This window comes from Actinomadura citrea (assembly GCF_013409045.1).
Classification (GTDB): domain Bacteria; phylum Actinomycetota; class Actinomycetes; order Streptosporangiales; family Streptosporangiaceae; genus Spirillospora; species Spirillospora citrea.
The window spans coordinates 4,858,102-4,884,735 of the sequence record NZ_JACCBT010000001.1; the positions used below are offsets into that span (position 1 = coordinate 4,858,102).

Annotated in this window: 25 protein-coding genes; 8 read left to right on the top strand and 17 right to left on the bottom strand. The window is 72.5% G+C overall.

The features are described 5' to 3' along the window. Positions 1-50: 50 nt before the first annotated feature. Both BJ999_RS22770 and BJ999_RS22775 read left to right on the top strand, forming a co-directional pair. Positions 51-881, top strand: a complete 831-nt coding sequence (locus BJ999_RS22770) for an ABC transporter ATP-binding protein (protein ID WP_179835167.1) — start codon at positions 51-53, stop codon at positions 879-881. Next, complete coding sequence (locus tag BJ999_RS22775) at positions 878-3,379, top strand: ABC transporter permease (protein WP_229810314.1); 2,502 nt, start codon at positions 878-880, stop codon at positions 3,377-3,379. The genes BJ999_RS22770 and BJ999_RS22775 overlap by 4 nt, the downstream gene beginning before the upstream one ends. 85 nt (positions 3,380-3,464) lie before the next feature. Here the strand turns inward: BJ999_RS22775 and BJ999_RS22780 are convergent, their stop codons facing one another. The 7 genes from BJ999_RS22780 to BJ999_RS22810 form a co-directional block, all read right to left on the bottom strand. Continuing rightward, positions 3,465-4,595 (bottom strand): ABC transporter ATP-binding protein, encoded by a 1,131-nt coding sequence (locus BJ999_RS22780; RefSeq protein ID WP_179835168.1) that lies wholly within the window; start codon positions 4,593-4,595, stop codon positions 3,465-3,467. Positions 4,596-4,618: 23 nt separating this feature from the next. Then, positions 4,619-5,686 carry an ABC transporter ATP-binding protein gene (locus BJ999_RS22785; RefSeq protein ID WP_179835169.1) on the bottom strand — a complete coding sequence of 356 codons (1,068 nt, stop codon included), beginning with the start codon at positions 5,684-5,686 and terminating at the stop codon, positions 4,619-4,621. After that, positions 5,686-6,699, bottom strand: a complete 1,014-nt coding sequence (locus BJ999_RS22790) for an ABC transporter permease (protein WP_179835170.1) — start codon at positions 6,697-6,699, stop codon at positions 5,686-5,688. The genes BJ999_RS22785 and BJ999_RS22790 overlap by 1 nt, the downstream gene beginning before the upstream one ends. A gap of 105 nt (positions 6,700-6,804) precedes the next feature. Then, positions 6,805-8,568: an ABC transporter substrate-binding protein gene (locus BJ999_RS22795; RefSeq protein WP_179835171.1), complete on the bottom strand. Its 1,764-nt coding sequence runs from the start codon at positions 8,566-8,568 to the stop codon at positions 6,805-6,807. Between the two features lie 44 nt (positions 8,569-8,612). After that, entirely contained in the window at positions 8,613-9,605 is a 993-nt protein-coding gene (locus tag BJ999_RS22800) for an ABC transporter permease (protein WP_179835172.1), read from the bottom strand. A gap of 431 nt (positions 9,606-10,036) precedes the next feature. Beyond that, positions 10,037-10,465 (bottom strand): hypothetical protein, encoded by a 429-nt coding sequence (locus tag BJ999_RS22805; protein WP_179835173.1) that lies wholly within the window; start codon positions 10,463-10,465, stop codon positions 10,037-10,039. 205 nt (positions 10,466-10,670) lie between these two features. Next, positions 10,671-11,327, bottom strand: coding sequence for an HAD family hydrolase (locus BJ999_RS22810; protein ID WP_229810313.1), 657 nt, complete (start codon positions 11,325-11,327; stop codon positions 10,671-10,673). 179 nt (positions 11,328-11,506) lie between these two features. On the opposite strand from BJ999_RS22810, the gene BJ999_RS22815 reads away from it, so the two are divergent. Continuing rightward, positions 11,507-11,968 carry a universal stress protein gene (locus BJ999_RS22815; RefSeq protein ID WP_179835175.1) on the top strand — a complete coding sequence of 154 codons (462 nt, stop codon included), beginning with the start codon at positions 11,507-11,509 and terminating at the stop codon, positions 11,966-11,968. 204 nt (positions 11,969-12,172) lie between these two features. Beyond that, a complete protein-coding gene (locus BJ999_RS22820) occupies positions 12,173-13,015 on the top strand; it encodes a PAC2 family protein (protein WP_089313456.1) in 843 nt (280 codons plus the stop codon). 214 nt (positions 13,016-13,229) lie between these two features. Here the strand turns inward: BJ999_RS22820 and mshC are convergent, their stop codons facing one another. The 7 genes from mshC to BJ999_RS22855 all read right to left on the bottom strand — a co-directional run bounded on the left by mshC (position 13,230) and on the right by BJ999_RS22855 (position 19,548). After that, complete coding sequence (gene mshC, locus BJ999_RS22825; RefSeq protein WP_179835176.1) at positions 13,230-14,459, bottom strand: cysteine--1-D-myo-inosityl 2-amino-2-deoxy-alpha-D-glucopyranoside ligase; 1,230 nt, start codon at positions 14,457-14,459, stop codon at positions 13,230-13,232. Between the two features lie 79 nt (positions 14,460-14,538). Next, a complete protein-coding gene (locus BJ999_RS22830) occupies positions 14,539-15,483 on the bottom strand; it encodes an ABC transporter permease (protein WP_179835177.1) in 945 nt (314 codons plus the stop codon). Positions 15,484-15,489: 6 nt separating this feature from the next. Next, the gene (locus BJ999_RS22835; protein WP_179835178.1) at positions 15,490-16,458 is read right to left on the bottom strand and encodes an ABC transporter permease; all 969 of its coding nucleotides are present in this window, start codon (positions 16,456-16,458) and stop codon (positions 15,490-15,492) included. 159 nt (positions 16,459-16,617) lie between these two features. Beyond that, positions 16,618-17,382, bottom strand: coding sequence for an NRDE family protein (locus BJ999_RS22840; RefSeq protein WP_179835179.1), 765 nt, complete (start codon positions 17,380-17,382; stop codon positions 16,618-16,620). A 48-nt stretch (positions 17,383-17,430) separates the two neighbouring features. Further along, complete coding sequence (locus tag BJ999_RS22845) at positions 17,431-18,222, bottom strand: SCO1664 family protein (protein ID WP_179835180.1); 792 nt, start codon at positions 18,220-18,222, stop codon at positions 17,431-17,433. Positions 18,223-18,275: 53 nt separating this feature from the next. Continuing rightward, positions 18,276-18,824, bottom strand: a complete 549-nt coding sequence (locus BJ999_RS22850; protein ID WP_179835181.1) for a DUF3090 domain-containing protein — start codon at positions 18,822-18,824, stop codon at positions 18,276-18,278. Positions 18,825-18,834: 10 nt separating this feature from the next. After that, a complete protein-coding gene (locus BJ999_RS22855) occupies positions 18,835-19,548 on the bottom strand; it encodes an MSMEG_4193 family putative phosphomutase (RefSeq protein WP_179835182.1) in 714 nt (237 codons plus the stop codon). Between the two features lie 62 nt (positions 19,549-19,610). Between BJ999_RS22855 and corA the strand changes: the two genes are divergently transcribed. Further along, positions 19,611-20,582 (top strand): magnesium/cobalt transporter CorA, encoded by a 972-nt coding sequence (gene corA, locus BJ999_RS22860; protein ID WP_373292737.1) that lies wholly within the window; start codon positions 19,611-19,613, stop codon positions 20,580-20,582. Here corA and BJ999_RS22865 read toward each other — a convergent pair. Beyond that, entirely contained in the window at positions 20,579-21,199 is a 621-nt protein-coding gene (locus tag BJ999_RS22865; protein ID WP_179835184.1) for a hypothetical protein, read from the bottom strand. The genes corA and BJ999_RS22865 overlap by 4 nt on opposite strands. Before the next feature lie 131 nt (positions 21,200-21,330). Between BJ999_RS22865 and BJ999_RS22870 the strand changes: the two genes are divergently transcribed. The 3 genes from BJ999_RS22870 (at position 21,331) to BJ999_RS22880 (ending at position 24,999) form a co-directional block, all read left to right on the top strand. Beyond that, positions 21,331-22,290 (top strand): aldo/keto reductase, encoded by a 960-nt coding sequence (locus tag BJ999_RS22870; protein ID WP_179835185.1) that lies wholly within the window; start codon positions 21,331-21,333, stop codon positions 22,288-22,290. 81 nt (positions 22,291-22,371) lie between these two features. Further along, a complete protein-coding gene (locus BJ999_RS22875; RefSeq protein WP_229810312.1) occupies positions 22,372-24,267 on the top strand; it encodes a helix-hairpin-helix domain-containing protein in 1,896 nt (631 codons plus the stop codon). 102 nt (positions 24,268-24,369) lie between these two features. Next, a complete protein-coding gene (locus BJ999_RS22880; RefSeq protein ID WP_179835186.1) occupies positions 24,370-24,999 on the top strand; it encodes a hypothetical protein in 630 nt (209 codons plus the stop codon). A 24-nt stretch (positions 25,000-25,023) separates the two neighbouring features. On the opposite strand, the gene fabI is transcribed toward BJ999_RS22880, so the two are convergent. Beyond that, a complete protein-coding gene (gene fabI, locus BJ999_RS22885) occupies positions 25,024-25,812 on the bottom strand; it encodes an enoyl-ACP reductase FabI (protein WP_179835187.1) in 789 nt (262 codons plus the stop codon). 5 nt (positions 25,813-25,817) lie between these two features. After that, a complete protein-coding gene (locus BJ999_RS22890; RefSeq protein WP_179835188.1) occupies positions 25,818-26,522 on the bottom strand; it encodes a beta-ketoacyl-ACP reductase in 705 nt (234 codons plus the stop codon). Between the last annotated feature and the right edge of the window lie 112 nt (positions 26,523-26,634).

Below are 26,634 nucleotides of genomic sequence, written 5' to 3' on the forward strand. Positions count from 1 at the left end.
GCACGGCGCGGTCCGGACGCATTCCTGCTCACTCACCCACGGGAGTACACGTGACGAACACCGCCCCATCGACCGCCGGCGCGGAGCACGCGCCCGGGGCGGGCGACTTCGCCGCTCGAACCCAGCAGATCGCGAAGGTGTACGGGCGCGGCGACGCCCAGGTCGTCGCGCTCGACGCGGTCACCGTCGGCATTCCCCGCGGCCGGTTCACCGCGATCATGGGCCCCTCCGGATCCGGCAAGTCCACCCTGATGCACTGCATGGCGGGGCTGGACTCGGTGGACTCCGGACAGGTCCTCATCGGCGACACCGAGCTGACCCGGCTCAAGGACAAGCAGCTCACCCGGCTGCGCCGCGACAAGATCGGCTTCATCTTCCAGGCGTTCAACCTGGTGCCGACCCTGACCGCGCTGGAGAACATCACGCTGCCGATGGACATCGCGGGCCGCAAGGCCGACAAGGAGTGGCTGGACGCGGTGATCGACACGGTGGGGCTGCGGCCGCGGCTCAAGCACCGGCCCACCGAGCTGTCGGGCGGCCAGCAGCAGCGGGTGGCGTGCGCCCGGGCCCTGGCGTCCCGCCCCGAGATCATCTTCGCGGACGAGCCGACCGGGAACCTGGACTCGCGCTCGGGCGCCGAGGTCCTCGGCTTCCTGCGCGACTCGGTGCGGCGGATGGGGCAGACCATCGTGATGGTCACCCACGACCCGTCCGCGGCCGCCTACGCCGACCAGGTGCTGTTCCTGTCCGACGGTCAGATCGTCGACACCATGACCGAGCCGACCGCCGAGCGGGTGCTGGAGCGCATGAAGGGCTTCGACGCCGGCGGCCACAACACCCGTCCCGCGAGCACGCCCGAATCCGGGGTGTCGGCGCGATGATGGGCAAGGTCACGCTCCGCAACCTCGCGGCGCACAAGATCAGACTGGTGCTGACGGCCGTCGCGGTGATCCTCGGCGTCGCGTTCGTGGCCGGCACGCTGATCTTCACCGACAGTATGAACAAGCAGTTCGACGACCTGTTCAGCCGGATCGGCACGAACGTGGCGGTCGACGTGCGGGCCAAGAAGGTCATCGAGGGCGACGACGACGGGATGGCGGCGCAGCCGGTCCCGGCGACCGTGCTGAAGACCCTGCAGGGCATCGACGGCGTCAAGGACCCCAAGGGCAACGTCAACGGGTACGCCGCCGTCGTCGGCAAGGACGGGAAGATCGTCGGGACGGCGCAGGACGGGCCGCCCCAGATCGGAACGAACTGGGCGACGGGCGGGACCTACGACCTGGCGTCGGGCCGCGCCCCGCAGGGGCCGGACGAGGTCGTCATCGACGCCAAGACCGCGGAGAAGGGCAAGCTCGCGGTCGGCGACACCACCCGGGTCATCACCGCCGGGCCGCCCGCCCGCATGCGGATCGTCGGGCTGGTCGACGCCGGGAACCTCATGGGCGCGACCCTCACCGGTTTCGACACCCCGACGGCGCAGCGGCTGATGCTGAAGCCCGGCTACTTCAGCGACATCGAGATGGGCTCCACCGGCCCGTCCCAGAGCGAGCTGCGCGACCGGGTCGCCAAGGCGCTGCCGCAGAACCTGGAGGCCGTCACCGGAGAGAAGCTCCGCGAGGAGTCCAAGAGCGACATCGCCGCGATGATGAGCTTCTTCCGCACGTTCCTGCTCGTGTTCGCGCTCATCTCGATCTTCGTCGGGTCGTTCATCATCTTCAACACGTTCTCGATGCTGGTCGCGCAGCGGACCCGCGAGCTGGCGCTGCTGCGCGCGATCGGCGCGGCCCGCGGCCAGGTGACGCGCGCGGTGATCGGCGAGGCCGTGGCGGTGGGCGTGGTGGGCTCCACCCTCGGCCTCGCGGCCGGCGCCGGACTGGCCTCCCTGCTGCAGACGCAGATGGGCGACGCCGGGGCCGGCGGGCTGACCTTCACCGCGACCCCGGTGATCTGGGCGTACGCGGTGGGCATCGTGGTGACGGTCGTGTCGGCCTACTTCCCGGCCCGCCGCGCCGCGAAGATCCCGCCGGTGGCGGCGATGCGCGACGACGTCGCGCTCCCCCAGCGGTCGCTGCGGATCCGGATCGCGCTCGGCTCCCTGCTCACCCTCGTGGGCGCGGGCCTCATCGGCGCCGGCCTCGCCGGGAACGGCGGGAACCCGGCGGTGCCGGTGGGCGCGGGCGCGTTCGCGGTCTTCATCGGCGTCGCCATGCTCGCCCCGGTGATCAGCGTGCCGGTCATGAAGGTGCTCGGCGCGCCGTTCGCGCGGCTGATGGGCCCGCCCGGGCGCCTCGCGCGGCAGAACGCCCTGCGCAACCCGCGCCGCACCGCCGCCACCGCCGCCGCGCTGATGATCGGGCTGGCGCTGATCACCACGGTCAACGTGCTGGGCGCGACGATGCGGGCCTCGATCGACGAGCAGGTCGACGCGCAGTTCGGCGCCGACTACCTCGTCGAGGTCCAGGGCGCGGGCGGCATCAGCGCCGAGGCCGCGCAGCAGGTCCGGGCGACGCCCGGGGTGACCGCCGCGTCCCCCACCTACGAGGGCGATGCCAAGATCGAGAACAAGAAGGCGTGGTACATGTCCGGCGACGCGGCGGTGATCGCCAAGGCGGCCAAGCTGAAGATCACCTCCGGTGGCACCGACATCGGCGACGCCGGGATCATGGTGGACGAGGCCACCGCGAAGGACCGCGGCTGGAAGGTCGGGGCGGCGGTCCCGGTGCAGTTCACCGACGGGCGGACCGAGCGGCTGACGCTGACGGGCGTGTACGCCAAGAGCGATCTGATCGGCCCCCGCCTCATCTCCCAGCAGGCGCACCTGCGGCACACGGTGCGGCCGGCCGTGACCGCGGTCGTGGTGGACGCCTCGGCGCCGTCGGCGGCGACGAAGAGCGCGCTGGAGTCGGCACTGAAGGACTACCCGAACCTCAAGGTGTCCGACCAGGCGTCGCTGAAGGCCGACGCCCGCAAGCAGGTCGACGGGTTCGTGACGTTCCTGACGATCCTGCTGGTGATGTCCGTCATCATCGCCGCCGTCGGAGTGATCAACACCCTGGCGCTTTCGGTGATCGAGCGGACCCGGGAGATCGGGCTGCTGCGCGCGATCGGGATCTCCCGGCGGCAGCTGCGCCGCATGATCCGGCTGGAGTCCATCATGATCGCGATCTTCGGCGCGGTGCTCGGCATGGGCATCGGGGTGGCGTTCGGCGCCGCGCTGCAGAACGCCCTCGCGGACAAGGGCCTCGGGGTCCTCGCCGTGCCGTACGGGACCCTGGGGATCTACCTTGTGGTCGCCGCGGTCATCGGTGTGCTGGCCGCCCTCTGGCCGGCGTGGCGCGCGGGCCGCATGGACGTCCTCAAGGCCATCTCCACCGAGTAGCCCCGGGCGTGCGGCCATGAGGAAAGGCCCGGTCCCCCTCGCGGGGGCCGGGCCTTTCCTCATGCGCGGGGCATGCCTGTCGGCGCTACTCCGCGGACTCCGGGTCGTCGGCCGGGGCCGGGGCCACGGCCGGCGTCACCGCGGCCTTGGCGACCGCGTCCGTCGCGCTGACCGTGGTGTTCTCCGGGAAGTGGCAGGCGGCCTGGTGTCCGGGGCTGAGCTCCACCAGCGGCGGCTCGACCTGCTTGCAGATGTCCTGCGCCTTCCAGCAGCGGGTGTGGAAGCGGCAGGCGGGCGGCGGGTCGAGCGGGCTCGGCACGTCGCCCTGCAGCCGGATCCGCTTGCGGTCCCCGCGCTCGCTCGGGTCGGGGATCGGCACCGCCGACAGCAGCGCGTTGGTGTAGGGGTGCATGGGCCGCTCGTACAGGTCCGCCCGGTCCGCCAGCTCGACGAGCTTGCCGAGGTACATGACGGCGACGCGGTCGGAGATGTGCCGGACGACCGACAGGTCGTGCGCGATCACCACGTAGGTGAGGTCGAGCTCGTTCTGCAGGTCCTCCAGCAGGTTGACGACCTGCGCCTGCACCGACACGTCCAGCGCCGACACCGGCTCGTCCGCGACGATCAGCTTCGGCTTGAGGGCCAGGGTGCGGGCGATGCCGATGCGCTGCCGCTGACCGCCGGAGAACTCGTGCGGGTAGCGGTTGTAGTGCTCGGGGTTGAGCCCGACCAGCTCCAGGATCTCCTGGACGGCCTTCTTGACGCCCTGCTTGGCCTCGAGGTTCTGCAGCCGGAAGGGAGCCCCGACGATCGCGCCGACCGTCTTGCGCGGGTTCAGCGACGAGTACGGGTCCTGGAAGATCATCTGAATGTCCCGGCGGAGCGGCCGGAGCCGCCCCTGCGACATCGCGGTGATGTCCTGGCCCTCGAAAGTGATCTTGCCGAAGCTGGGGTCCAGCAGCCGCATGATCATCCGGCCGGTGGTGGACTTGCCGCAGCCCGACTCGCCCACCAGCCCGAGCGTCTCGCCCTTGCGCACCGAGAACGACACGCCGTCGACGGCCTTCACCGCCGCGACCTGCCGGCGCAGCAGCCCCGCGGTGACGGGGAAGTGCTTGCCGAGGTTCTCCACCTCCAGCAGCGGCTCGCCGTCCCGCGCGGGGCGGGTCTCCGCGGCCGTACGGGTCTCGTCGGCCGGGGTCTTCGTTGTGTTCACAGTCTCGTTCCCACCCGTGCTCGTCACAGCTTCGCCCGGATCTCGTCGTTCCAGATCTGCCGCTTCTTCTCCAGCGGGAGATGGCACGCCGCCTTGTGGCCGGGTTCGGCCTCGACCAGCTCGGGCCGCTCGGTCGTGCTCTTGTCCCCGTTGAGGTCACTGTAGGGGCAGCGCGGATGGAACGCGCACCCCGACGGCACGTTGATCAGGCTCGGCGGCGATCCCTCGATCGGCATCAGCCGCTCCGAGCGCTCCCGGTCCAGCCTCGGCATCGAACCGAGCAGCCCCCAGGTGTAGGGGTGCAGCGGGTTGTGGAAGGCGTCGTCGACGGAGGCGTACTCCACCGCGCGGCCCGCGTACATCACCAGGATGTCGTCGGACAGCTCGGCGACCACCCCGAGGTCGTGGGTGATCATGATGACGGCGGAGTTGAACTCCTGCTGCAGATCCCGGATCAGGTCCAGGATCTGCGCCTGGACGGTCACGTCCAGCGCCGTGGTCGGCTCGTCGGCGATCAGCAGCTCGGGGTCGCAGGACAGCGCCATCGCGATCATCGCGCGCTGCCGCATGCCGCCGGAGAACTGGTGCGGGTAGTCGTCCACCCGCTTGTCCGGCTTGGGGATGCCGACCTTGCCGAGCATGTCGATGGCGTGCTTGCGGGCCACCGACTTGGACACGTCGTTGTGCACCCGGTAGGCCTCGATGATCTGGTGGCCGACCGTGTAGAAGGGGTGCATCGACGACAGCGGGTCCTGGAAGATCATCGCCATGTCGCGGCCGCGGAGCCGGCGCACCTCGGACTGCGGGGCGCCGACGATCTCCTTGCCGTCCAGCCAGATCTCCCCGGACACGTCGGCGTTGCGCCGGTTGTGCAGGCCGAGGATGCCGAGGCTGGTCACGCTCTTGCCGGAGCCCGACTCGCCCACGATGCCGAGCGTGCGGCCGCGCTCCAGCTGGAACGACAGCCCGTCGACGGACTTGACCAGGCCGTCGTCCGTCGGGAAGTGGATCTTGAGGTCGCGGACCTCGAGGAACGCGCTCGGAGCGTCGCCGGTGCCCGCGGTCTCCGCGGCGGGCGCGGTGCCGGTCATCAGCCCAGCCTCACTCTCGGGTCGACGATCGCGTACAGCATGTCGACGATCAGGTTGATCACGATGATGGAGGCCGCCGTGAGCAGCGTCACGCCGAGCACCATGGGCAGGTCGCCGCCCCTGATCGAACTGATCGCCAGCTGGCCCAGTCCCGGGATCCCGAAGGTGTTCTCGGTCAGGACGGCCCCGCCGAGCAGCAGGCCGAGGTCGAGGCCGAAGATGGTGAGGATCGGCGTCAGCGAGGCGCGCAGCGCGTGCTTGGTGACGACCGTCCTCTCCAGCAGGCCCTTCGCGCGGGCTGTGCGGATGTAGTCCTCGTTCATCGTTTCCAGCATGCCCGCTCTGGTGAGCCGCGCGTACATCGCGGCGTAGAGGAACGCGAGCGTGATCCAGGGCAGCACCAACGCCTCGAACCACTTCACCGGATTCGAGGTGATCGGAATGTAGCTGCCGCCGCCCGGGAAGATCTTCAGGCTGTAGGAGAACACGGCGAGGGAGACCAGGCCGGTGAAGTAGATGGGCAGCGACACGCCGGCCAAGGCGACGATCATCGCCCCCCGGTCCCAGACCGAGCCTCTGCGCAGGGCCGACACCACACCGGTGGCGATGCCGGCGACGAGCCAGACGAGGGCGGCGCCCAGTGCCAGCGACAGGGTGGCCGGGGCGCGGTCCACCAGCGTGTCCAGCACCGGCTGGCTGCTCCGGAACGAGTAACCGAGGCACGGCGCCGGGCAGTGGTCGGTCACGGGGCCGGCCTTGTAGTCCTTGCCGACCACGATGGCCTTGACGTAGTTGCCGTACTGCACCACGACCGGCTTGTCGAGGCCGAGCCGCTCCTTGGTGTCCTGGATCGCCTCGACGGTCGGCGCCTTACCGACGTAGGCCGCCGCGATCTGGTCGGTCGTCTGCCCCGCGATCTTGGGCAGCCAGAAGAAGATGCCGAAGGTCACCATGCTGACCAGCAGCAACATGACGACGGCACCGATGAGGCGCCGGATTATGTATGCGAACACATTGCTCGGCCCACCCGCCGGCCGGTCGGGACCTGTGGGTCCCGGACCGGCCGGCGGGCGTCGCCTTCACCTGCCTTCAGCTGGACGCACGGACGAAGCGGAGTGTCACTCCACGCCCATGTTGAGGTAGTCGTACATTCCGCCGTAGTAGTAAGTGATGCCCGCGTTGGTCACACGCTTCGGCCGGTACATCAGGGCCTTGGCGTAGATCAGCGGGACCTCGGCGGCGGTCCCCATGACCGCCTTGTCGACCTCACCGTAGGCCTTCAGACGGGCCGCCTTGTCCGGGTTGGCGATCGCGTCGTTGAGCCCCTGGTTGACCTTCGGGTCGTCGAGCTCGGCGAGGTTGTTGCCGCCGGACGGCTTGATCGCCTGACCGTGCACGATCTGCGAGAGGAAGCCGTAGCCGGTGTTCCAGTCGGCCGCCCACGCCATGATCATCATGCCGATGCCGTGGTCGTGGACGTACTTCGGCGCGCCGACGTACTTGTTGAAGTAGTCACCGGCCGGGAACTGGACGATGCTGACCTTGATGCCGACCTTGGCGAGGCTCTGCTGGATCGCCTCGGCCATCGCGACTTCCTTCGGCCGGTCCGACCGCGCCGAGATCTTGCTGGTGAAGCCGTCCGGCTTGCCGCACGCCTGCAGTTCCGACTTGGCCTTGGCGAGCGTGGCCTGGTCGAGGCCACCGCCCTCGGCCTGCTTCTGCGGGTACAGGTCGAACTTGGAGTAGCCGTCCACCGACGGGGGCAGGACGGTGGTGGCGATGTCGCCGCCGGCCAGCGGGCCTCCGTAGGCGGTCTGCGCGGCGACCTTGTCGGTCGCGTACTGCACGGCGAGCCGGCAGTGGATGTTGTCGAGCGGCTTGACGTGCACGTTCAGCGACATGAACCGCAGGAAGCCCTGGACCGGGTTGTCCACGTACGGCTTCTGCTCGGGCGTCAGCACCTTCGGCTGCGTCCCCGACTGGACGCCGACGCCGGTGATGTCCATGTCCAGCGAGCCGGCCAGCAGCCGCTGGTCGATGTCGTCCGCGTTCTGCTTGATCTGGACTTCGATCTTGTCCGGCAGCGCCTTGCGGAGCGGGTCGGTGCTCTGGTTCCAGTTCGGGTTGCGCGACAGCGACATCGACTTGCCGCGCGTGTAGTTGTCGATCTTGTACGGCCCGCTGGAGACGATCGCGGACTCGTACTTCGTGCCGGTGTCCTTGGCCTTCGGCACGGGGATCGACTGCGACATCGCGACCAGGTAGTCGAACTCCTGGAACGGCTCGTTCAGGTGGAAGACGATCGTCTGGTCGTCGGGGGTCTCGATGGACTTCAGACCCTCGTCGCTCTTGTCGTCGTACGGGCCCTTGTAGGCGGGCTTGTTGTCGACGAGGTACTGCTTGAAGTACTTCGGCCCGAGCTGCAGCTCCTTGGTGTAGTTGCTGCGCTCGATCGCGTACTTGACGTCCTTGGACGTGACCGTGGTGCCGTCGTCGTACTTGACGCCGGTCCGCAGCTTGTACGTCCAGGTCTTGCCGCCGTCGCTGGACTGGCCCATGTCGGTGGCCAGGTCAGGGACGATCTCAAGGCTCTCCTTGCCCGCCGCCGCCTTGGCCGTGGTCAGGCCGCGGCCGTAGAGACGGGCGAAGTTCTGGGAGAACGCGTAGTAGGTGTTGCCGGGGTCCGGCGAGTCCCAGTCGTCGGAGTCGGCCAGCTTGAGCGTGCCGCCCTTCTTGTCCGACTTGTTGACGACCTCGTTCACACCGGCGTTGTACCCGGGTCCGCTCCCCGAGCCCCCGGATTCACCGCCGCCGCAGGCGGCGAGCCCAGCGGCCACGACCACACCGGCCGCGAAGACCGCTATCGGTCTCATCTTGTTCATGTGCAGGCGCACCCCTTCAATTAGACGGGTCGGTTGAACCCGAGTCACTTGGCCCGAGGGTCGAGAGCGTCCCGCAGCCCGTCACCGAAGAGGTTGAAGGCGAGGACGGTGATGAAGATGGCCATACCAGGGATGATCATGTACGCGGGGTCCGAGGAGTAGATCGGTACCGCGAGCGTCAGCATGGCGCCCCACGAGGGCGTCGGCGGGATCACTCCGACGCCGAGGAACGACAGCGCCGCCTCGAACAGGATGTTGGTCGGGATCAGCAGGGTCGAGTAGACCAGGATCGGGGCGACCAGGTTCGGCAGGATCTCCTTGAAGAGCACGTAGGAGTTGCGGGCTCCCAGGCTGCGCGCGGCGTCGACGAACTCGCGCTCGCGCAGCGACAGCGTCTGGCCGCGGATGATGCGGCCGATGTAGGGCCAGTTGAAGAAGCCGATGACCACGACCAGCACCGAGATCCGCAGCCCGTTGCCGTTCAGCCCGAACGCGCCGTCGGAGACGACGCCGACCAGCGCGATCGCGAACAGCAGCAGGGGGAAGGCCAGGAAGGCGTCCATGGCCCGGCTGATCAGGTAGTCGACCCAGCCGCCGAAGTAGCCGGCGACGATGCCGGCGACCGTCCCGATGACCACCGACAGCAGGGTGGCGAGGAACGACACCAGGAGCGAGATCCGGGCGCCGTGCACGATGCGGGCCAGCAGGTCGCGGCCGGTGCCGGGCTCCACGCCCAGCCAGTGGTCGCCGCTGATGCCCGTGTGCCAGATCCCGGACTTCGGCCGGTTGTAGGTCGGGTCGATCAGGTTCTGGTGGTACGTCAGCGGGTCCTGCACGAAGTACGGGCCGAAGATCGCGATCAGGATGAGCACGAAGACGATGACGGCGCCGCTGAGAGCGATCTTGTCCCGCTTCAGCCGCATCCAAGCGATCTGCCCGAGTGAGCGTCCCTGGATCTTCTTCCTGTCGACGCCGGCGAGAACCGCCTCCGGTTGTGCCTCGCTGTCGGACCCGGTCACCTCTAGGGGTGCGGCCACGCTCGATACCTCCTACCGTCCGGCCACTGGTTCGGCCATGCCGCCGGCGAGTGACCGGCGGTCGCGGAGATCATCCGCTGCCCCCGTGCCCGTTACGCCGCGTTTGCTGAAGGGAAACGTAGTCCTTCGGGCACGACTGTCCATCCGTGAAGCGTCCTTAGGAAGTACCCGTATCTGACTTGTGATCTCGTCGTCATCTGGGGAACACGCGTCCGCGTACCACTTCGGACAAATCGCCCGAATAGTACGTTCGGTGAGGACCGGACAGGCAACTCGGGAGGGGTCTGGAACGGCAAGCTTTACCGTACTGAGTCCGATCTGAGACTGATCGTCCGCAGGTCAGGGCCGGGACGCGCAGAAACGGCGGGCCGGGACGCCCCCTCCGGGACGTCCCGGCCCGCCGTCACGACGCGTGCGGGAGCCGCGCGGCGTCAGGAGATGCCGCGGTTGCGAAGGATCTTCTCGATCTCCGCCATCTCCGGGTCGCCACCGCCGGGCGCGGGCCCCTCGACCCCCCGCTTGGGCTTGGCGGCGCGGCCCGCGGAGCGGCGCCCCTCGCCGCCCCCGGCGGCCCCGGCGGCGTCACCGGTGCCCGCGCGGCGGCTCAGCATCGCTCCGGACGCCAGATAGAGGACCACGGCAAGGCCCGCCACCGCGACGCCCGCCCACTTCACCGGGCTGAACGCCAGGTCGACGAAGAACTCGGTCACGCCCGTCATCGCCGCCGCGAGCGGCACCAGCGACAGGGCCGCGCCGCGCAGCCCCGTCCCCGCGCCCCGGCGGCGGTAGGCGCCCCAGCTGATCACCAACCCGACCAGGGTCACCCCGAGACTGATCGCGAATATGGCTGCGTCGCTCATGCCGGCCCCTCATTCCGTGCGGCGGTGCTCTCTCCATCGTCACACGCGAACCGGCGGACCTGCTCCTTCTCGCGGACGGTTTGCGTCCGCGACGTCATCCTCCTGCGGCGGGACCCGTCCCCTAGGGACCGCCCCCGCGGGTACCGGCTCCCGGGTATCAGGTCACGGCCGGGCGGCGGGTGCGCTACGGGACGGGACGCCCCGGTCAGGCGACCAGCGAACGCAGCCGCTCCAGGTTCACCTCGCGCAGCGAGGCGACCACCGTCCGCCGCGGCGCGGGCGGGATCGGCAGGAGGCCCGGGACGGCGACGGTGACGCATCCCGCCGCCTCCGCCGCGGCGACGCCGTTCGGGGAGTCCTCCAGGACCACGCACCGGGCGGGGTCGGCGCCGAGCCGGGCCGCGGCGGTCAGGTACGGCTCGGGGTGCGGCTTGGTCTGGGCGACCTCGTCCCCGGCGACGCTGAGCGCGAAGTGCTCGCGGCCGACGGCGTCCAGCACCGGCTCGATCAGCCGCCGGTGGCTGGAGGAGACCAGGGCCGCCGTCACCCCGGCGGCGCGGACCTCGGCGAGCAGGTCCTTGGCGCCGGGCATCATCGGGACGCAGGCGCTGAGGCGCTCGACCATGCCGTCCAGCATCCGCCGGCCGACCTCCTCGCGGGGGGCGTCCGCCCCGGTCAGCTCCAGCATGTAGTCGACGGCGAGGTACAGGGAGCCGCCGACCAGGCGCTCCTGGTGGGCGGGGCTCCATTCACCGCCGAGCCACGCCATGACCTCCGACTCCACCTCCAGCCAGACGTGCTCGGAGTCGATGAGCAGACCGTCCATGTCGAACAGCACGGCGTGCGGGCCGCCACCAGTCACAACTCTCCTCACAGGTCGTACGAGCCGGGAAACCACCCTATCCATGCGATCAAGGGGCACCTCGGGCGTCCCCTCCGGGGGGCCGGCGCCTCTTGGACGGGGTGTGCAAAGAGACGGTGACGGATGGGACGGCGGACCGGTAGCGTGCCCGCAGTGACTACTAACGGGTAAGGAACGGCATGAGCGCGTACCGCATCATCCTCGTCGGCACCGACGGCTCCGACTCCTCGTTCCGCGCGGTCGACAAGGCCGCGCAGCTGGCCGCCGCCACGGGCGCCACCCTCCTGCTCGCCTCCGCCTACAGCCCCATGCCCGAGCGCGAGCGCGCGAACGCCGCCGACCGGCTCGGCGACCTGGCCTACAAGGTGCAGGGGTCCACGCCCGCCGACGACGCGCTGCGGGCCGCGCGGGAGCGGGCCGTCGCCGCCGGCGCCACCGACATCGAGCAGGAGGCCGTCGAGGGTGACGCCGTGGACGTGCTGTCGAAGCTGGCGAAGGAGCGCCCCGTGGACCTCATGGTGATCGGCAACCGGGGGCTCAACAGCCTCGCGGGCCGCATCCTCGGCTCCGTCCCGGCGAACCTGTCGCACCGCGCCTCCTGCGACGTGCTCATCGTGCACACCACTCCGCGCGGCAAATGACACCGCTCCCCCGCTGCCGGTGACCCGATCGTGACCCGGGTTCCGCCGCGGGCGTACAGGGCGGGGTCTGGCTTCCGGAGGGGTGGGGTACGTCACCGTCAGGACGTAGGCTGACAGCCACCGATCATGAGCGGGGCCCCCGACCCCCGGGAATGACGGCCCCCGTCGGTGACGCTGTACCTGGGCGTCGAAAGGAGGCAGCGCGTGGTCGAGCTCGAAAGCGTGCCGGAACTCGTCGATCCGGTGCTCGTGGCCGCCTTTGAGGGGTGGAACGACGCCGGGGAGGCCGCCAGCGGGGTCATCGCGCATCTGGAGTCGACCTGGGAGGCGGTGCCCATCGCCGAGCTCGACCCGGACGACTACTACGACTTCCAGGTCACCCGCCCCATCGTCGAGATGACCGACGGCGAGACCCGCGGCATCACCTGGCCGACGACGCGCGTGTCATGGGCGCGGCTCCCGAACGGCAAGGACGTCGTGCTGCTGCACGGGATCGAGCCCAACATGCGGTGGCGGTCGTTCTGCCGCGAGCTGGTCGGGCTGATGCTGGAGCTGGAGATCCGCAACGTCGTGCTGCTCGGCGCGCTGCTCGCCGACGCCCCCCACACCCGGCCGGTGCCGGTCACCGGCGCCGCGTCCGAGGCCGGCCTGGTCAACACCCTGAACCTGGAGCCGGCCCGCTACGAGGGGCCGACCGGCATCCTCGGGGTGCTCCAGGACGCCTGCGCCAAGGCCGACCTCGACACCGTGTCGCTGTGGGCGGCCGTCCCGCACTACGTCGCGCAGCCGCCCTCCCCCAAGGCCACCCTCGCGCTGCTGCGCCGCGTCGAGGACCTCCTCGACGTCACCGTCCCGCTCGGTGAGCTGCCCGAGGAGGCCCGCGCCTGGGAGCACGGCGTCAACGAGCTCGCCGAGGAGGACTCGGAGGTCGCCGAGTACGTCCGCACGCTGGAGGAGCAGAAGGACGCCACGGAGCTGCCCGAGGCGAGCGGCGACGCCATCGCCCGCGAGTTCGAGCGCTACCTGCGCCGCCGCGACCCGGGCTGAGCGCCGCGTCCGGGGTGCACACGGGTCGCTCCGAAACCCCGGCGGCGGCCCACCCGCGTCGCGCCGCGCCGCGGCCGATCATGACGTCTTCCTCCCTGGAGGCCGGTGGCGCCGGGGGCCGGTGAGCCCGCCGTGACCGGTTCGCCGGTCCGGTGCGCGCCGGCAGACCTGCTGTGACAGGCCCGCCGGCGCGGGGCGAGGCGGAGGGCGCCGGTCAGAGTGCGATGCCGAGGAGGGCGTCGACGATGGCGGCGGCCTGGGCCGGCGCGGCCTCGTCGTCGCCGTCGGCGGAGGCCCAGGCGTCCACGGCCGCCAGCGCGGCCGGGGTGTCCAGGTCGTCGGCCAGGCCCGCGCGGACCGCGGCGGCCAGCGGGGCGGCGGGCGGGCCGGACGGGCGGGCCGCGGCGGCGCGCCAGCGGCCGAGGCGGGCGGCCGCCTCGTCGAGGGCGTCCGGGGTCCACTCCCAGTCGGAGCGGTAGTGGTGGGCCAGCAGCGCCGTCCGGATCGCCATCGGGTCGGCGCCGGACTCCCGCAGCCTCGACACGAACACGAGGTTGCCGCGCGACTTGGACATCTTCTCGCCGTCCAGGCCGACCATGCCGGCGTGCACGTAGGCGCGGGCGTGCGGCCGCTCCCCCGTGGCGACCTGCGCGTGCGAGGCGCCCATCTCGTGGTGCGGGAACGCCAGGTCCGAGCCGCCGCCCTCGACGTCGAACGCCATGCCGAGGTACTCGATGGAGATCGCCGAGCACTCCACGTGCCAGCCGGGCCGGCCCTCCCCGAACGGTGAGTCCCAGCCGGGCTCGCCGGGGCGCCGCGCCATCCACAGCAGCGCGTCGAGGGGGTCGCGCTTGCCGGTTCGGTCCGGGTCGCCCCCGCGCTCGGCGAACAGCGGCGCCATCTCCTCCCGCGTCAGCCGGCTGACCTGGCCGAACGCCGGGTCGGAGGCGATGGGGAAGTAGACGTCGCCGTCCAGCTCGTAGGCGGCGTCCCGGCCGCGCAGCTTCTCGATCATCTCGATGATCAGCGGGATCGCCTCGACCGCGCCGACGTAGCGGTCGGGCGGCAGGACGCGCAGCGCGGTCATGTCGTCGCGGAAGAGCTGGATCTCCCGGTCGGCGAGCGCGCGCCAGTCCTCCCCGGTCTGCTGGGCACGTTCCAGCAGCGGGTCGTCGACGTCGGTGGCGTTCTGGACGTAGTGGACCCGGTGGCCGAGGTCCCGCCACACCCGGTTGACGAGGTCGAAGGCCAGGTAGGTGCTGGCGTGGCCGAGGTGCGTCGCGTCGTAGGGGGTGATCCCGCACACGTACATCCGGGCCGTGTCGCCGGGGGACGTGGGGCGCGTCGTCCCGGTGCCGGTGTCGTGCAGGCTGAGGGGCCGGGTCGCGGCGGGCAGTCCCGCGTCGGACAGGCTGGGGACTTCGGAGGCGGGCCACGATCGCATACGGAAAGCTTATCCATGGGCACTTCGCGGCATGAATCCGAGATCGCGGCTTCCGCCGGAGTGGGCCCCGCCGGCGGGCTCAGCGGAGCCGGACGCGCGGGTCCAGCACCGAGTAGCCGATGTCGACCAGCAGGTTCGCGACGACGACGAACGACGTCACCAGCAGCGTCACCCCGATGATGACCGGTGTGTCGCCGAGCGCGATGGACTGGTAGACCAGCTGCCCCATGCCCTGCAGCCCGAACACCTTCTCGGTGACGATCGTCGAGCCGATCAGCGCGCCGAGGTCGATGCCGAGCTGGGTGACGACGGGGGCCAGCGCGGTCCGCAGCCCGTGCCGGCCGACCACGCGGCGTTCCGGCAGGCCCTTGGCCCGCGCCGTCCGCACGTAGTCCTCGCCGAGCACGTCCAGCATCGCCCCGCGGGTGAGGCGCGTGTAGGTGGCGATCATGAGGAACGCCAGCGCGAACCACGGCAGGACCATCCGCCGCAGGAAGTGCTCCTGCAGCGGGGGCCCCGCCTCGAAGAGGTGGACGGCGCCCCCGCCGAGCCCGGCGGAGAACACGTGCAGCAGCGCGAGGGCCATCACGAACGGCGGGGTGGACAGGCCGATCAGCACGAACACGGTCACCGCCCTGTCCCCCAGGCCGCGCGCCCTCGTCGCGCTGAGGACGCCGAGCAGCACGCCGCCGGCGAACCACAGGACGGCGGCGCCCGCCACCAGGCACAGCGTCGTGGGGAGGCGCTGGCCGATCAGGGTGGTGACCGGCACGCCGTTGATGTAGGAGTCGCCGAGGTCGCCGCGCATCAGCCGTCCGGCGAACCGCCAGTACTGGACGAGGACGGGACGGTCCAGCCCGAGGTTGCGGCGGATCTGGTCGAGGGTGTCGGCGGTGGCGCGCGGCCCGCCGATGACGCGCTCCACCGGCACGGGCGAGACGTGCAGGAACACGAAGACCAGCGTGGCCGCCAGCCACAGCACCACGACCGCGTAGAGCAGGCGGCGGAGGGCGAACCGCGCCACGACGCCTCACCGCCCCCCGGGCGCGCGGTCGCCGCGCGGGTCGAAGGCGTCGCGGATGCCCTCGCCGAGCAGGTTGAACGCCAGCGTGGTCGCCAGCAGCAGGACGCCCGGGACGGCCAGCAGCCACCAGGCCGACTGGAACGCGTCGCCGCCCTCGCCGAGCATCGACCCCCAGCTCGGCATCGGCGGGCGCACCCCGACGCCGAGGAACGACAGCGTCGCCTCGAACACGATCGAGGCCGGGACCAGCAGCGAGGTCAGCACGGTGACGTGCGCGGACAGGTTCGGCAGGACCTCGCCGAACATGATCCTGACGTCGGAGGCGCCGAGGGCGCGGGCCGCCTCGATGAACTCCCGCCGCCTGAGCATGATCACCTGACCGCGGATGACGCGGGCGACCGCGGCGAACGAGAAGAACGCGATGATCAGGATCGTCATGGTCAGGCTGGCGGTGATCGAGGTGATCTGGAAGGTGGTCGCCAGCACGATGGCCACCAGCAGGTACGGCAGGGCGAGCATCATGTCCATGAGCCGGGCGAGCAGGGTGTCCAGGGCGCCGCCCGCGAACCCGGCGAGCGTCCCGACCGCGGTCCCGGCGGCGGAGGCGATCAGGGCCGCGAGGACCCCGACGGCCAGGGAGATCCGTGCCCCGTAGGCGGCGCGGACCAGGACGTCGCGGCCGAGCTGGTCGGCGCCGAGCGGGAACCGCGCGCCCGGCCCGCGCGGCTGCCCTCCGGCGTCCAGGCCGGTGCCGGGGAAGGTCGCGTCGTAGGGGTGGCCGGTCAGCCGCGCCCACAGCGGCGCCAGCGCCGCGAACGCGAGGATCAGCGCGAGGACGGCGAGCGCCGCGACCGCGAGCCGGTCGCGGCGGAACCGCGTCCAGGCGAGCTGGCAGGGGGTGCGGCCGTCCACGGGCAGGGCCTCGTCCGGCGCCGTCCTCGGCCTGCGGGTCTCCACCTCGGCGTAGCTGCTCATCGCGCCGCCGCGCGTGCCACCGCTGCCATCCGCACTCCCCGTCTGCCGATGACCCTTCGCGGGCGGCTCCGCCCCGACGAAGATCGCATTAGGTAGTCAAACTAGCACCGAGCGTCATGTTCCGCAGCCGGAGCCGGCAAGTGGGCGGGACGGCGCATCTCAGCGCACGCGCGTCCAGGCGCGCGGGTCCCCGGGGACGGCGGAGAAGTCGTACCGGACGCCGGTCGGCCCGAGGGCGACGAGGCTGACGGAGGTGGTGCCCCACACGCGGCCGTCGCCCAGGTCGAGCAGGGGAAGCAGGGCGCGGTGGTCGGCGCGGGGCAGGCCGTCGCCGTCCACCAGCGGCAGCCACGCGCCCCAGGCCCGCTCCACCGGGTCCTCAAGGCGCGGCTCCGGGCGCGGCGCGGCGGCCAGAAGCGGCCGGAAGTGCGCGAGCCGCGCCGCCATGTAGGCGTCCTCGGTCTCGCCCTCCAGTTGGCCCTCCCCCTCCAGCCCGCTGTTGACGATCATGTGCAGGCCGGGGCCGAGCCCGCGCTCGGTGAGTGCCGTGCCGTCCCAGCTCCACAGCCGCACCCGGTCGGGTTCGGCGCCGACGAGGTGGAAGGGGTCGAACGCGGCGAGGTCCGGCCGGCCGAGCTTGCCGTCGGCGGCGACCCGCAGCGGCAGCTCCCCGCGCGAGGCGCGGCCCGCCTCGGGCGCCATCGCGCCGCGGCCGTTCAGCACGACGGCGGCCCGCGGCGCGGCGGGGTCAACCGCCAGCCAGGTGCCGCCCGCGCGCAGGTCGCGGCCGCCGACGAGGCCGGGGCGGTCCGGCCAGTGCCGGCCGGGGGCCTCCCATGCGCGGGCGGTGAACTCGTCCCGCACGCCCGCGAGGAGCACCGGGACCGGAGAGGACGGGTCGACACTGATGATCGCCGTGCACATGCCCCAATTGGAACATTCCCCCGATATGCCGAACTCGGCGGGGCAGGCCTACAGCGGCGGCCAGGGGATGGCGGGCCAGTCCTCGGGCGGGTAGGGGTGGATGCGGTGCTTGAGCATCAGCTCGACGCGGCGCCGGGTGGCGTCGACCTCCTCGGCGGTGAGCAGCTCCGCGAGCCGCGAGCCGAGGGCGCCGCCGCGCAGATCCGCGTCGACCCGGCCGAGCGCCTCGACGGCCTCGGGGGTGAGGGGCTTGCCGCGCCACTGCCACAGGACGGTGCGCAGCTTGTACTCGACGGAGAAGCAGACGCCGTGGTCGCAGCCGTACACGTGGCCGTCGCCGGGCGGCAGCAGGTGGCCGATCTTGCGGTCGGCGTTGTTGACGACGGCGTCGAAGACCGACATCCGGCGGACGGCCTCGTCGTCGGAGCGCGACAGGCCGACCAGGTCGACCTCGGGATCGGGCTCCACCCACAGCTGCACCATGCCGGGCCCGTAGGGGCCGTCGCGGTGGACGGTGGGCGGGACGGTGCCCCAGCCCATCGCCTTGGAGACCTCGTAGGCGGCGACCTCCCGCTCGGCGAGGGTCCCGTCGGGGAAGTCCCACAGGGGCCGCTCCCCCGCGACCGGCTTGTAGACGCAGTTGGCCGACACCCCGTCGTGCTCGATCGCGCAGTAGAGGGTGGCGTTGGACGCCTGGACGAGGCGGCCCTCCACGGCGAGGCGCCCGGCGGACAGCAGCCGCTCGGCGGCGGCGGCGTCGCGCGGCGACACCGCGCGCCCGGCCTCGCCCCGCCCGCCTGCGTCGCCGGCGGGCGCCCGGCCCCGGGAGGACTGCGTCATGCGTTCATTCTCCCGGCCACGTCGTCCATGATCCAGCACAGCGGGGTGTCATCTCAGCCGAGGTATCCGTTCTGGCGGGGGCACACGTGCCCCTCGCTGTCGAGCGGCAGGCCGCACAGCGGGCACGGCGGCCGTCCCGCCGCGACCACCTGCAGGGCGCGCTCGGCGAACGCGCGGGCCTGCGCCGCGCTGATCCGCACCCGCAGCACCGCGACGGCGGGGTCGTCCTCGCCGACCTCGGGCTCCTCGTCGGACTCGGTGACCTCCTGCGCCTCGATGACCACCTGCTCGTCGTCGGGGTCCCAGGCCAGCGCCATCGTGCCGACCTTGAACTCCTCCTCGACGGGCTGGTCGAGGGGGCCGTCGTCCTTGAGCTCGGACGGGGCGACCGCGGGCACGTCGGCGTCCCCGCCGCTGCGCCGCAGGACCTCGTCCAGCAGCTCCTCGAGCCGCTCGGCCAGCAGCGTCACCTGGAACTTCTCCAGGCCCACGCTGGTGACGCGGCGGCCGGAACGCGCCTGCAGGTAGAACGCGCGGTCGCCGGGACGCCCGACGGCGCCGGCGACGAAGCGCTCCGGCAGATCGTAGGAGATGACGGGCATGACAAAGACCCTACGCGCCGCCGCCCACGGCCGCGTCACTCGACCCGAGTCCGTCTTTCCCGGAACGTTCCTCCGGCGGTTCCGGGACCAACCCGGCGACATCGCCTCCGGTGTCGTTGAGCCGGACGACGAACGGGCGCGTCTCCGTGTAGCGGATCACGGTGAGCGACGCCGGGTCGGCCTGGATGCGCTGGAACTGGTCCAGGTGCAGGCCGAGGGCGTCGGCGACGATCGACTTGATGATGTCGCCGTGGCTGCACACCGCGTAGAGCGCTCCGGATCCGTGGGCGGCGGCGATCCGCTCGTTCCAGTCGCGGACGGCCGTGACGGCGCGGTGCTGCGCGTCCGCCAGCGCCTCCCCCGCCTCGCCGGGGAACCGGGCGGCGCTCGGATGGGCCTGCACGACGCGCCAGAGCGGCTCCTCCGCCAGCTCCTTGAGGGGGCGGCCCGTCCAGTCCCCGTAGTGGACCTCGCCGAAACGGTCGTCGGTCTCGATCTTCTCGACGGGCTCGGCGCGCCCCGCGGTGACGGCCTCGGCCGTCTCGACGCAGCGTTCGAGGGGGCTGGACACGACTGCGGAGAGCGGCAGGGGCGCCAGGCGGGCGGCGAGCGCCGCCGCCTGCGCGCGGCCGCGCTCGTCCAGGCGCACTCCGGGCGTCCATCCGGCCAGCACGGGGCCGGTCATGGCGGTCAGGCCATGCCGAACCAGCAGAAGCGTCGTCACACCGGCCACTCTAGGAGATCATCCGGACGTTCCGTCGCCCCGGATGCGCGACAATGCGTGGTGTGATCGTCGACAAGGCCATCTACGCCGGCGGGAAGCGCCGCGACATCGAGGGCGACATCAGCGACGCCTTCGACCTCGCCCGCGAGGACGGCGAGTGCTTCCTGTGGATCGGCCTCTTCGAGCCCGACGAGGACGAGTTCGAGCTGGTCAAGGACGAGCTGAACCTGCATCCCCTGGCCGCCGAGGACGCGGTGTCCGCGCACCAGCGGCCCAAGATGGAACGCTACGACGACACGCTGTTCGTGGTGCTGAAGACGCTCGCCTACATCGACAAGACCTCCGACATCGAGGTCGGCGAGATCATGGTCTTCCTCGGCCGCGACTTCGTGGTGACCGTCCGGCACGGCGCCGGCAACCCGCTCGGGCCCGTCCGCAAGCGGCTGGAGGACTCGCCGGAGCTGCTCGGGCACGGCGCCACGGCCGTCCTCTACGCGGTGTGCGACGAGGTCGTCGACCGGTACGGCGTCGTCGCCCACGAGGTCGAGGTCGACATCATCGGGCTGGAGCGGGCCGTGTTCGACCCGAACGCCCGGGACGTCACCGCCGACATCTACTCGCTCAAGCGGGAGGTGCTGGAGTTCCGCAGCGCCGAGGACCCGCTCGTCCCCGTGCTGCAGGAGATCGTGAAGGGGCGCGTCGCCGAGTGCGGCTCCACCCGGGAGTACTTCCGCGACGTCCTGGACCACCTGCTGCGCGTCGACGGGCAGGTGGACTCCCACAACGAGCTGCTCAACAGCGTGCTGACCGCGCACCTGGCGCTGCTCGGCAAGCGGCAGAACGAGGACATGCGCAAGATCTCCGCGTGGGCCGCGATCATCGCCGTGCCCACCGCGATCGCCGGGATCTACGGCATGAACTTCGACCACATGCCCGAGCTGCACTGGACGTTCGGGTACCCGCTGGTCGTCGCCGTGATGGCCGTCGTGTGCGTGCTCCTGTTCCGCCGCCTGCGCAGGAGCGGCTGGCTCTAGGCGCCGGAGTCGTGGGGGGACGCGGGCGCGGCGAGGAGCACCGCCCACAGGTGGGACTCGGCGTCCCGCGACTCCAGCCGGCGGCGCATCCGCTCCACGCCGGAGCGCGTGGGCAGCGCCAGCCAGACCAGCATCGGGTAGCCGAGGACGAACCCGGCGACGAAGACCAGCTCGCTGTGGGCGACCATCGCCAGCGGGAGCCCCAGCAGGATCACGCCTTCGGCCAGCGCGAACCGCAGCAGGATCGCCTGCCGGAACATCATCAGCGCGGTCCGCGCCGCCGCGGCCGGGTCGGCGACCGGCGTCATCGGGCGCGGCGCGCGGGGCCCGGCGAGCAGGGCCGACAGCGCGGCCGCCGCGAGCGGCAGGTAGATCCAGGGCCGCGCGTCCCCGCGGCCGTCCTCGACGATCAGCGGCATGATCGCCAGGATCAGGACGGGGGCGCCCAGCAGCGCCAGCATCATCAGGCGCATCCGGCCGAGCTCGGTGCCGCCGCGCAGCGAGGCGAGGTAGCCGGGGTCGTCGCCGGGCCCCGCCCCGAACACCGGCGCCACGTCCGGCCCGCCGTCGCCCTCCGGCGTCTTCGGCGAGTACATCGAGAACGGGGGTGGCGCCATGGCTGCGAACTCTAGCCCGGCGGCGCCCGGCCGCAATAGATCCTCACCAGGATCTTTGCGCCGCGGCGCATCCGGCCGGGGCGGCCGCTCACTTTCCGCGCGGCTCGCGCGGACCGCTAGATTGGCCGCCTATGAAGGAGCGTCACCTCGGGCGGAGCGGGCTGCTGGTGTCCCGGCTGGGACTCGGCACCATGACCTGGGGCCAGGACACCGCCCCGGACGAGGCGGCCGCGCAGCTCATCGCCTTCGTGGAGGCCGGGGGCACCCTGGTCGACACCGCCGACGTCTACAGCGACGGCGACAGCGAGCGCATCCTCGGCCACCTGCTGCGCGAACTGGTCGACCGCGACGACCTCGTCGTCGCGACCAAGGCCGCGATCCGGCCGAACGGACGCTACGACGGCTCGCGCCGGCACCTGCTGCGCGCCCTCGACGCCTCCCTCGACCGCATGGACCTCGACCACGTCGACCTGTGGCAGCTGCACGTCTACGACCCGAACACGCCGCTGGAGGAGACGCTCTCGGCGCTGGACGAGGCGGTCTCCTCGGGCCGGGCCCGGTACGTCGGGGTCTCCAACTACGCGGGCTGGCAGGTCGCCAAGGCCGCCGCTTGGCAGCGGGCCTGGCCGGGCCGCGCGCCCGTGGTGTCCGCGCAACTGGAGTACTCGCTGCTGCGCCGCGACATCGAGCGGGAGGTCGTGCCCGCGGCGCTGGACGCCGGGGCGGGCCTGCTGCCGTGGTCGCCGCTCGGCCGCGGCGTCCTCACCGGCAAGTACCGCACCGGCATTCCCGCCGGGTCGCGCGCCGCCGCGCCGCACTTCGCCGAGTTCGTCCAGCCGTACCTGGACGAGGAGTGCGCCCGCATCGTGGAGTCCGTGGTGACCGCCGCCGAGGGCCTCGGGCGCTCCCCGCTCGCCGTGGCGCTCGCGTGGGTCCGCGACCGGGAGGGCGTCGCCGCGCCGATCGTCGGCGCGCGGACCGCGGCGCAGCTCGGCGCGATCCTGGAGAGCGAGGAGGTCACGCTGCCGCACGAGATCCGCGGGGCGCTGGACGACGTCTCCGATCTCTCCGACACGACCTCCCACCCGTGATTCGTCCGTGAACCCCGGGGCCGTCCGTGGCACGCTCTGGACGGTCCACCGCCAACCGAGATCAGCCGTGACGGGAAGCCCGTGACCGACACCCCTGACCAGACCCCCACCCCCGCCGAGCGCAAGGCGCGCGCCGAGGCCGCCATGCGCGCGGCCGAGGCCGCCGCCGGCGCGCTCGACGGGCCGGACGCCTCCAAGCCCGCGCCGGCGCCGCCGCCGCCCGAGCCCGCCGGGAGCCCGGAGGAGGGCCTGCGCGCCCTCGGCGGGCTGTTCGCCGAGACGGGCGTGCCCGCCGCGCTCGCCTCCCGCGCCGTGGCGCGGCTCGGGCCCGGCGCCGCCGGGCGGCTGCGCGACGACCCGTGGCGCCTGCTGAGCGTCCCCGGCGTCCAGCCCGGTCAGGCCGACCATTTCGCCCGTGCCCTGCTCGGCGAGGACGCCCGTCCCGACGACCCCCGCCGCGGCGGGGCCCTCGTCCTGCACCTGCTGACGGAGGCGGCCCGCCAGGGCCACACGGTCACGCCCGCCGCCGACGTGCTGTCCGCGTTGGAGCGCCTGCGCTTCCCCGATCCGCGGCGCGCCGTCGAGGCGGCGCTGGACGAGGCGGAGGTCCTGTCCCTCACCGAGGAGCCCGAGTTCGACGAGGAGACCTTCGAGGAGGACGCGGAGCCGCCGGAGCCGGAGGAGACGCTCGGCCCGGCGCGGTGGGCGCTCGCGGAGGAGGCGGCGGCCGAGGGGTTCCAGCGCCTGACGCTCACCGCCGCGCCGCTGCTGGACGACGCGGCTCTGAAGGGCCTGCGCGACGGGCTCCCCGAAGACCGCTCGCTGGCCCTCACCGCCGCGCTGCGCACCGGTGTGAGCATCCTGAGCGGCGCGCCGGACGACGTCGCGCGCATGGTCGCCGAGATCGCCTCGGCCGCGGCGTCGCAGGGCGTCCGCACGGCCGTGGCGGCGCCCACCGACCGCGCCGCCGCCGATCTGGCGGCCGCCGGCCCCGGCGGGGCGGCGGAGGGCCTCGCGGTCACCAGCCTGCACCGGCTGCTGGAGCCGCGCGAGGACCCGTCGGCCGCGCCCGGGGCCGTCGTCTACGGGCGCGGCGAGCAGCGGCCCTTCGACCTCGACCTGGTGATCGTGACGGACGGCGCGGCGCTCGACGTCGAACTGTGCGCGGTGCTGGCCGAGGCGTGCCCCGACGGCGCCCACCTCGTGCTGTGCCGCGAGCAGGGCGCCCCGCCGCCCGCCGGGCCCGGCCGGCCGCTGGACGACCTGGAGGCGTCGGAGACGGTGCCCGTCGTGACGCTGGACGCCGAGCCGCCGTCCGGCCCGCTCGGCGCGCTCACCGAGGCGGTGCGCGGCGGCGAACTGGCCGCCGTGGACGCCCCCGGCCGCGAGGTCGTCATCGTGCCCGCCGAGGACGCCGGCGAGGCGGTGCACCGGGCCGTCCAGCTCGTCGCCGACTCGATCCCCCGCGCCCTCGGCATCCCCGTGGAGGACGTCCAGGTCGTCGCCCCGGCGGCGGGCGGGGACGCGGGCGCGGGCGCCCTGAACGCCGCGCTGAAGGCCCGGCTGAACCCCGGCCCCGGCGCGTTCGGCGGCATGGACCCCGGCGACCGCGTGGTCGTCGCCGCGCCGCTCCCGCAGGCCCCGCTCGGCGAGACGGGCGTGGTGACCGGCGGCGGCCCGCACGGGCTGGAGGTCGACTTCCCGGGCGGCGCCGCGGTCGTCGCCCCGGCGGAGGCGTCCCGGCTGCGGCACGGCTGGGCGGTGCCGGTGGCGCTCGCGCGCGGAACGCGGCGTCCCGCCGTGGTCGCGGTCCTGGCCGCGGACGGCCTGTCGCGGCCGCTGGTGGCCACCGCGTTCGGGCTCGCGCGCCGCCACCTGTCCGTCGTGCAGGCGGCCGGACCCGCGCTGGCCAGGGCCGTCCGCGAGGACGGGGCTCCCGTGCGGCGCACGAGGCTCGCGCGGCTGGTGGCCCCGTGAGGTACTGACGGGTAAAGAAACCCCCGTGTCGCGGTTTACGGACGGCCCCGTATGGGACACGATGTCAACAAGGGTCAGGACGGCATCGGGTGGAGGAACGACATGCCCCAGCGGCTCAGGCGGCTCGGAACGGCGTCCGCGGCGGTCTCGGCGGGGGCGCTCGTCCTGGTCCTCGCCGCCCCGGCGGCCGAGGCGGCGGCGGAGACGTGCAAGAAGGGCGTCGACCCCGAGAGCACGGTCGAGAACTGGAAGTGCAACCTCGGCAACCTGCGCGAGGCGATCACTCCGAAGAGCCCCACGCCGGCGCCGCCGCCCAAGACCGTGAAGCCCGTCCCTGAGAAGTCCACGAAGAAGACGAGGACGCCGGCCAAGGCGCCCGCCAAGGCCCCGCGCAAGGCCCCCTCGGCGCCGGGCGGCGGGCGGGCGACGGCGGGCGGCCCGGCCCCGATGACGGGGCCGGGCGGCCTCAAGCCCTACTCCGGGCAGACCCCGGCCACCGCGGCGGGGCTGCCGGGCGTCCTGCCCACCCCTGAGATCGCGGCCGACCCGAACGCCCCCGGCGGGACGGCCGCCATGCCGCAGACCCGCCTCATCTCCCCCGTGGCCGCCTCCGGCCAGGACAACGGCCAGATGATGCTGGTCGCCGCCGCGGCCGGGGCCGCCGGGGCGGTGGGCGCGCTCAACATGAGCGTCGCGGGCCGCGCCCTCCGGCGCCGGCGCGGCGCTCGCTGAGCACGAGACTGCGGCCGGCGGAGGTCACGCGGACGCGCCGCCGATGGAGTGCAGACCGCCGTCGACGTGGACGATCTCGCCCGTCGTCGCGGGGAACCAGTCCGACAGCAGGGCCGCGCAGGCGCGGGCGGTGGGCTCGCTGTCCTTGATGTCCCAGCCGAGCGGGGCCGCCTTCGGCCACATGTCGGTCATGCCCTCGAAGCCGGGGATGCTCTTGGCCGCCATCGTCGCGAGCGGGCCCGCCGCGACGAGGTTCACCCGGATGCCCTGCGGGCCCAGGTACTTGGCCAGGTAGCGGGCGCACGACTCCAGGCCGGCCTTGGCCACGCCCATCCAGTCGTACACCGGCCACGCCTTGGTGGCGTCGAAGTCGAGGCCGACGACCGAGCCGCCGTCCTTCATCAGCGGCAGGCACGCCATCGTCAGCGACTTCAGCGAGTACGCCGAGGCGTGCACGGCGGTGGCGACGTCCTCCCACGGCGTCTCCAGGAAGTTCCCGCCGAGCGCGGTCTGCGGCGCGAAGGCGATCGCGTGCATCACGCCGTCGAGGCGGTCGAAGCCGCTGTCGCGCAAATTCCCGGCGAGGGCGCCCAGCTGGTCGGCGTCGGTCACGTCGAGCTCCAGCACCGGCGGCGGGTCGTCGGGGCCGGACGGCAGCCGCTTGGCGGTCCGCTGCGTGAGCGTCGGCCGCGGGTAGGCGGTCAGCACCACCTCGGCGCCCTGCTCCTGCGCGATCCGCGCGACGTGGAAGCCGATGGAGGCGTCGGTGAGGACGCCGGTGACGAGGATGCGCTTGCCTTCGAGGATTCCCATGACTGTCAGTGCCCCATTCCCAGGCCGCCGTCGACCGGGATCACGGCCCCGGTGATGTAGGCGGCGTCCTCACCGGCCACGAACCTCACGGCCTTGGCGATCTCCTCCGGCTTCGCGATGCGGCCGAGCGGCACCGCGGCGGTGATGGCCTTCTGCTGGTCCTCGGTCAGCACCGCCGTCATGTCGGTGTCGACGAACCCGGGCGCCACCACGTTGACCGTGATGCCCCGTGACCCGAGCTCGCGTGCGAGGGAGCGCGCGAACCCGACCATGCCGGCCTTGGACGCGGCGTAGTTGGACTGCCCCGGCGAGCCCATCAGCCCCACGACCGAGGAGACCAGCACGATCCGCCCCGCGCGCTTGCGCATCATGCTCTTCACCGCGCGCTTGGCCACCCGGAACGACCCGGTGAGGTTGGTGTCCAGGACCGAGGTGAACGACTCCTCGCTCATGATCGCAAGGAGCGTGTCCTTGGTGATCCCCGCGTTGGCGACGACCACCTCGACGGGCCCCTGCTCCGCCTCCACCTTGCCGAAGGCCGCGTCGACGTCCTCGGCGCTCGTCACGTCGCACCGGACGCCGAACAGCCCCTCGGGCGGCTCTCCGGACCGGTAGGTGACCGCGACCGCGTCGCCCGCCGCGGCCAGCTCGCGGGCGATGGCGAGGCCGATGCCCCGGTTACCGCCGGTCACGAGGACAGAGCGACTCATCACGACCCTCTCGTTGTACTGCTCGTTGGCTGGTGCACGACACTAGCGGCCCGCGCACCCGCTGCGGATGTGCCGAATCGACAAGATCCGCTCACCTCCCTTTGTTCGGGCG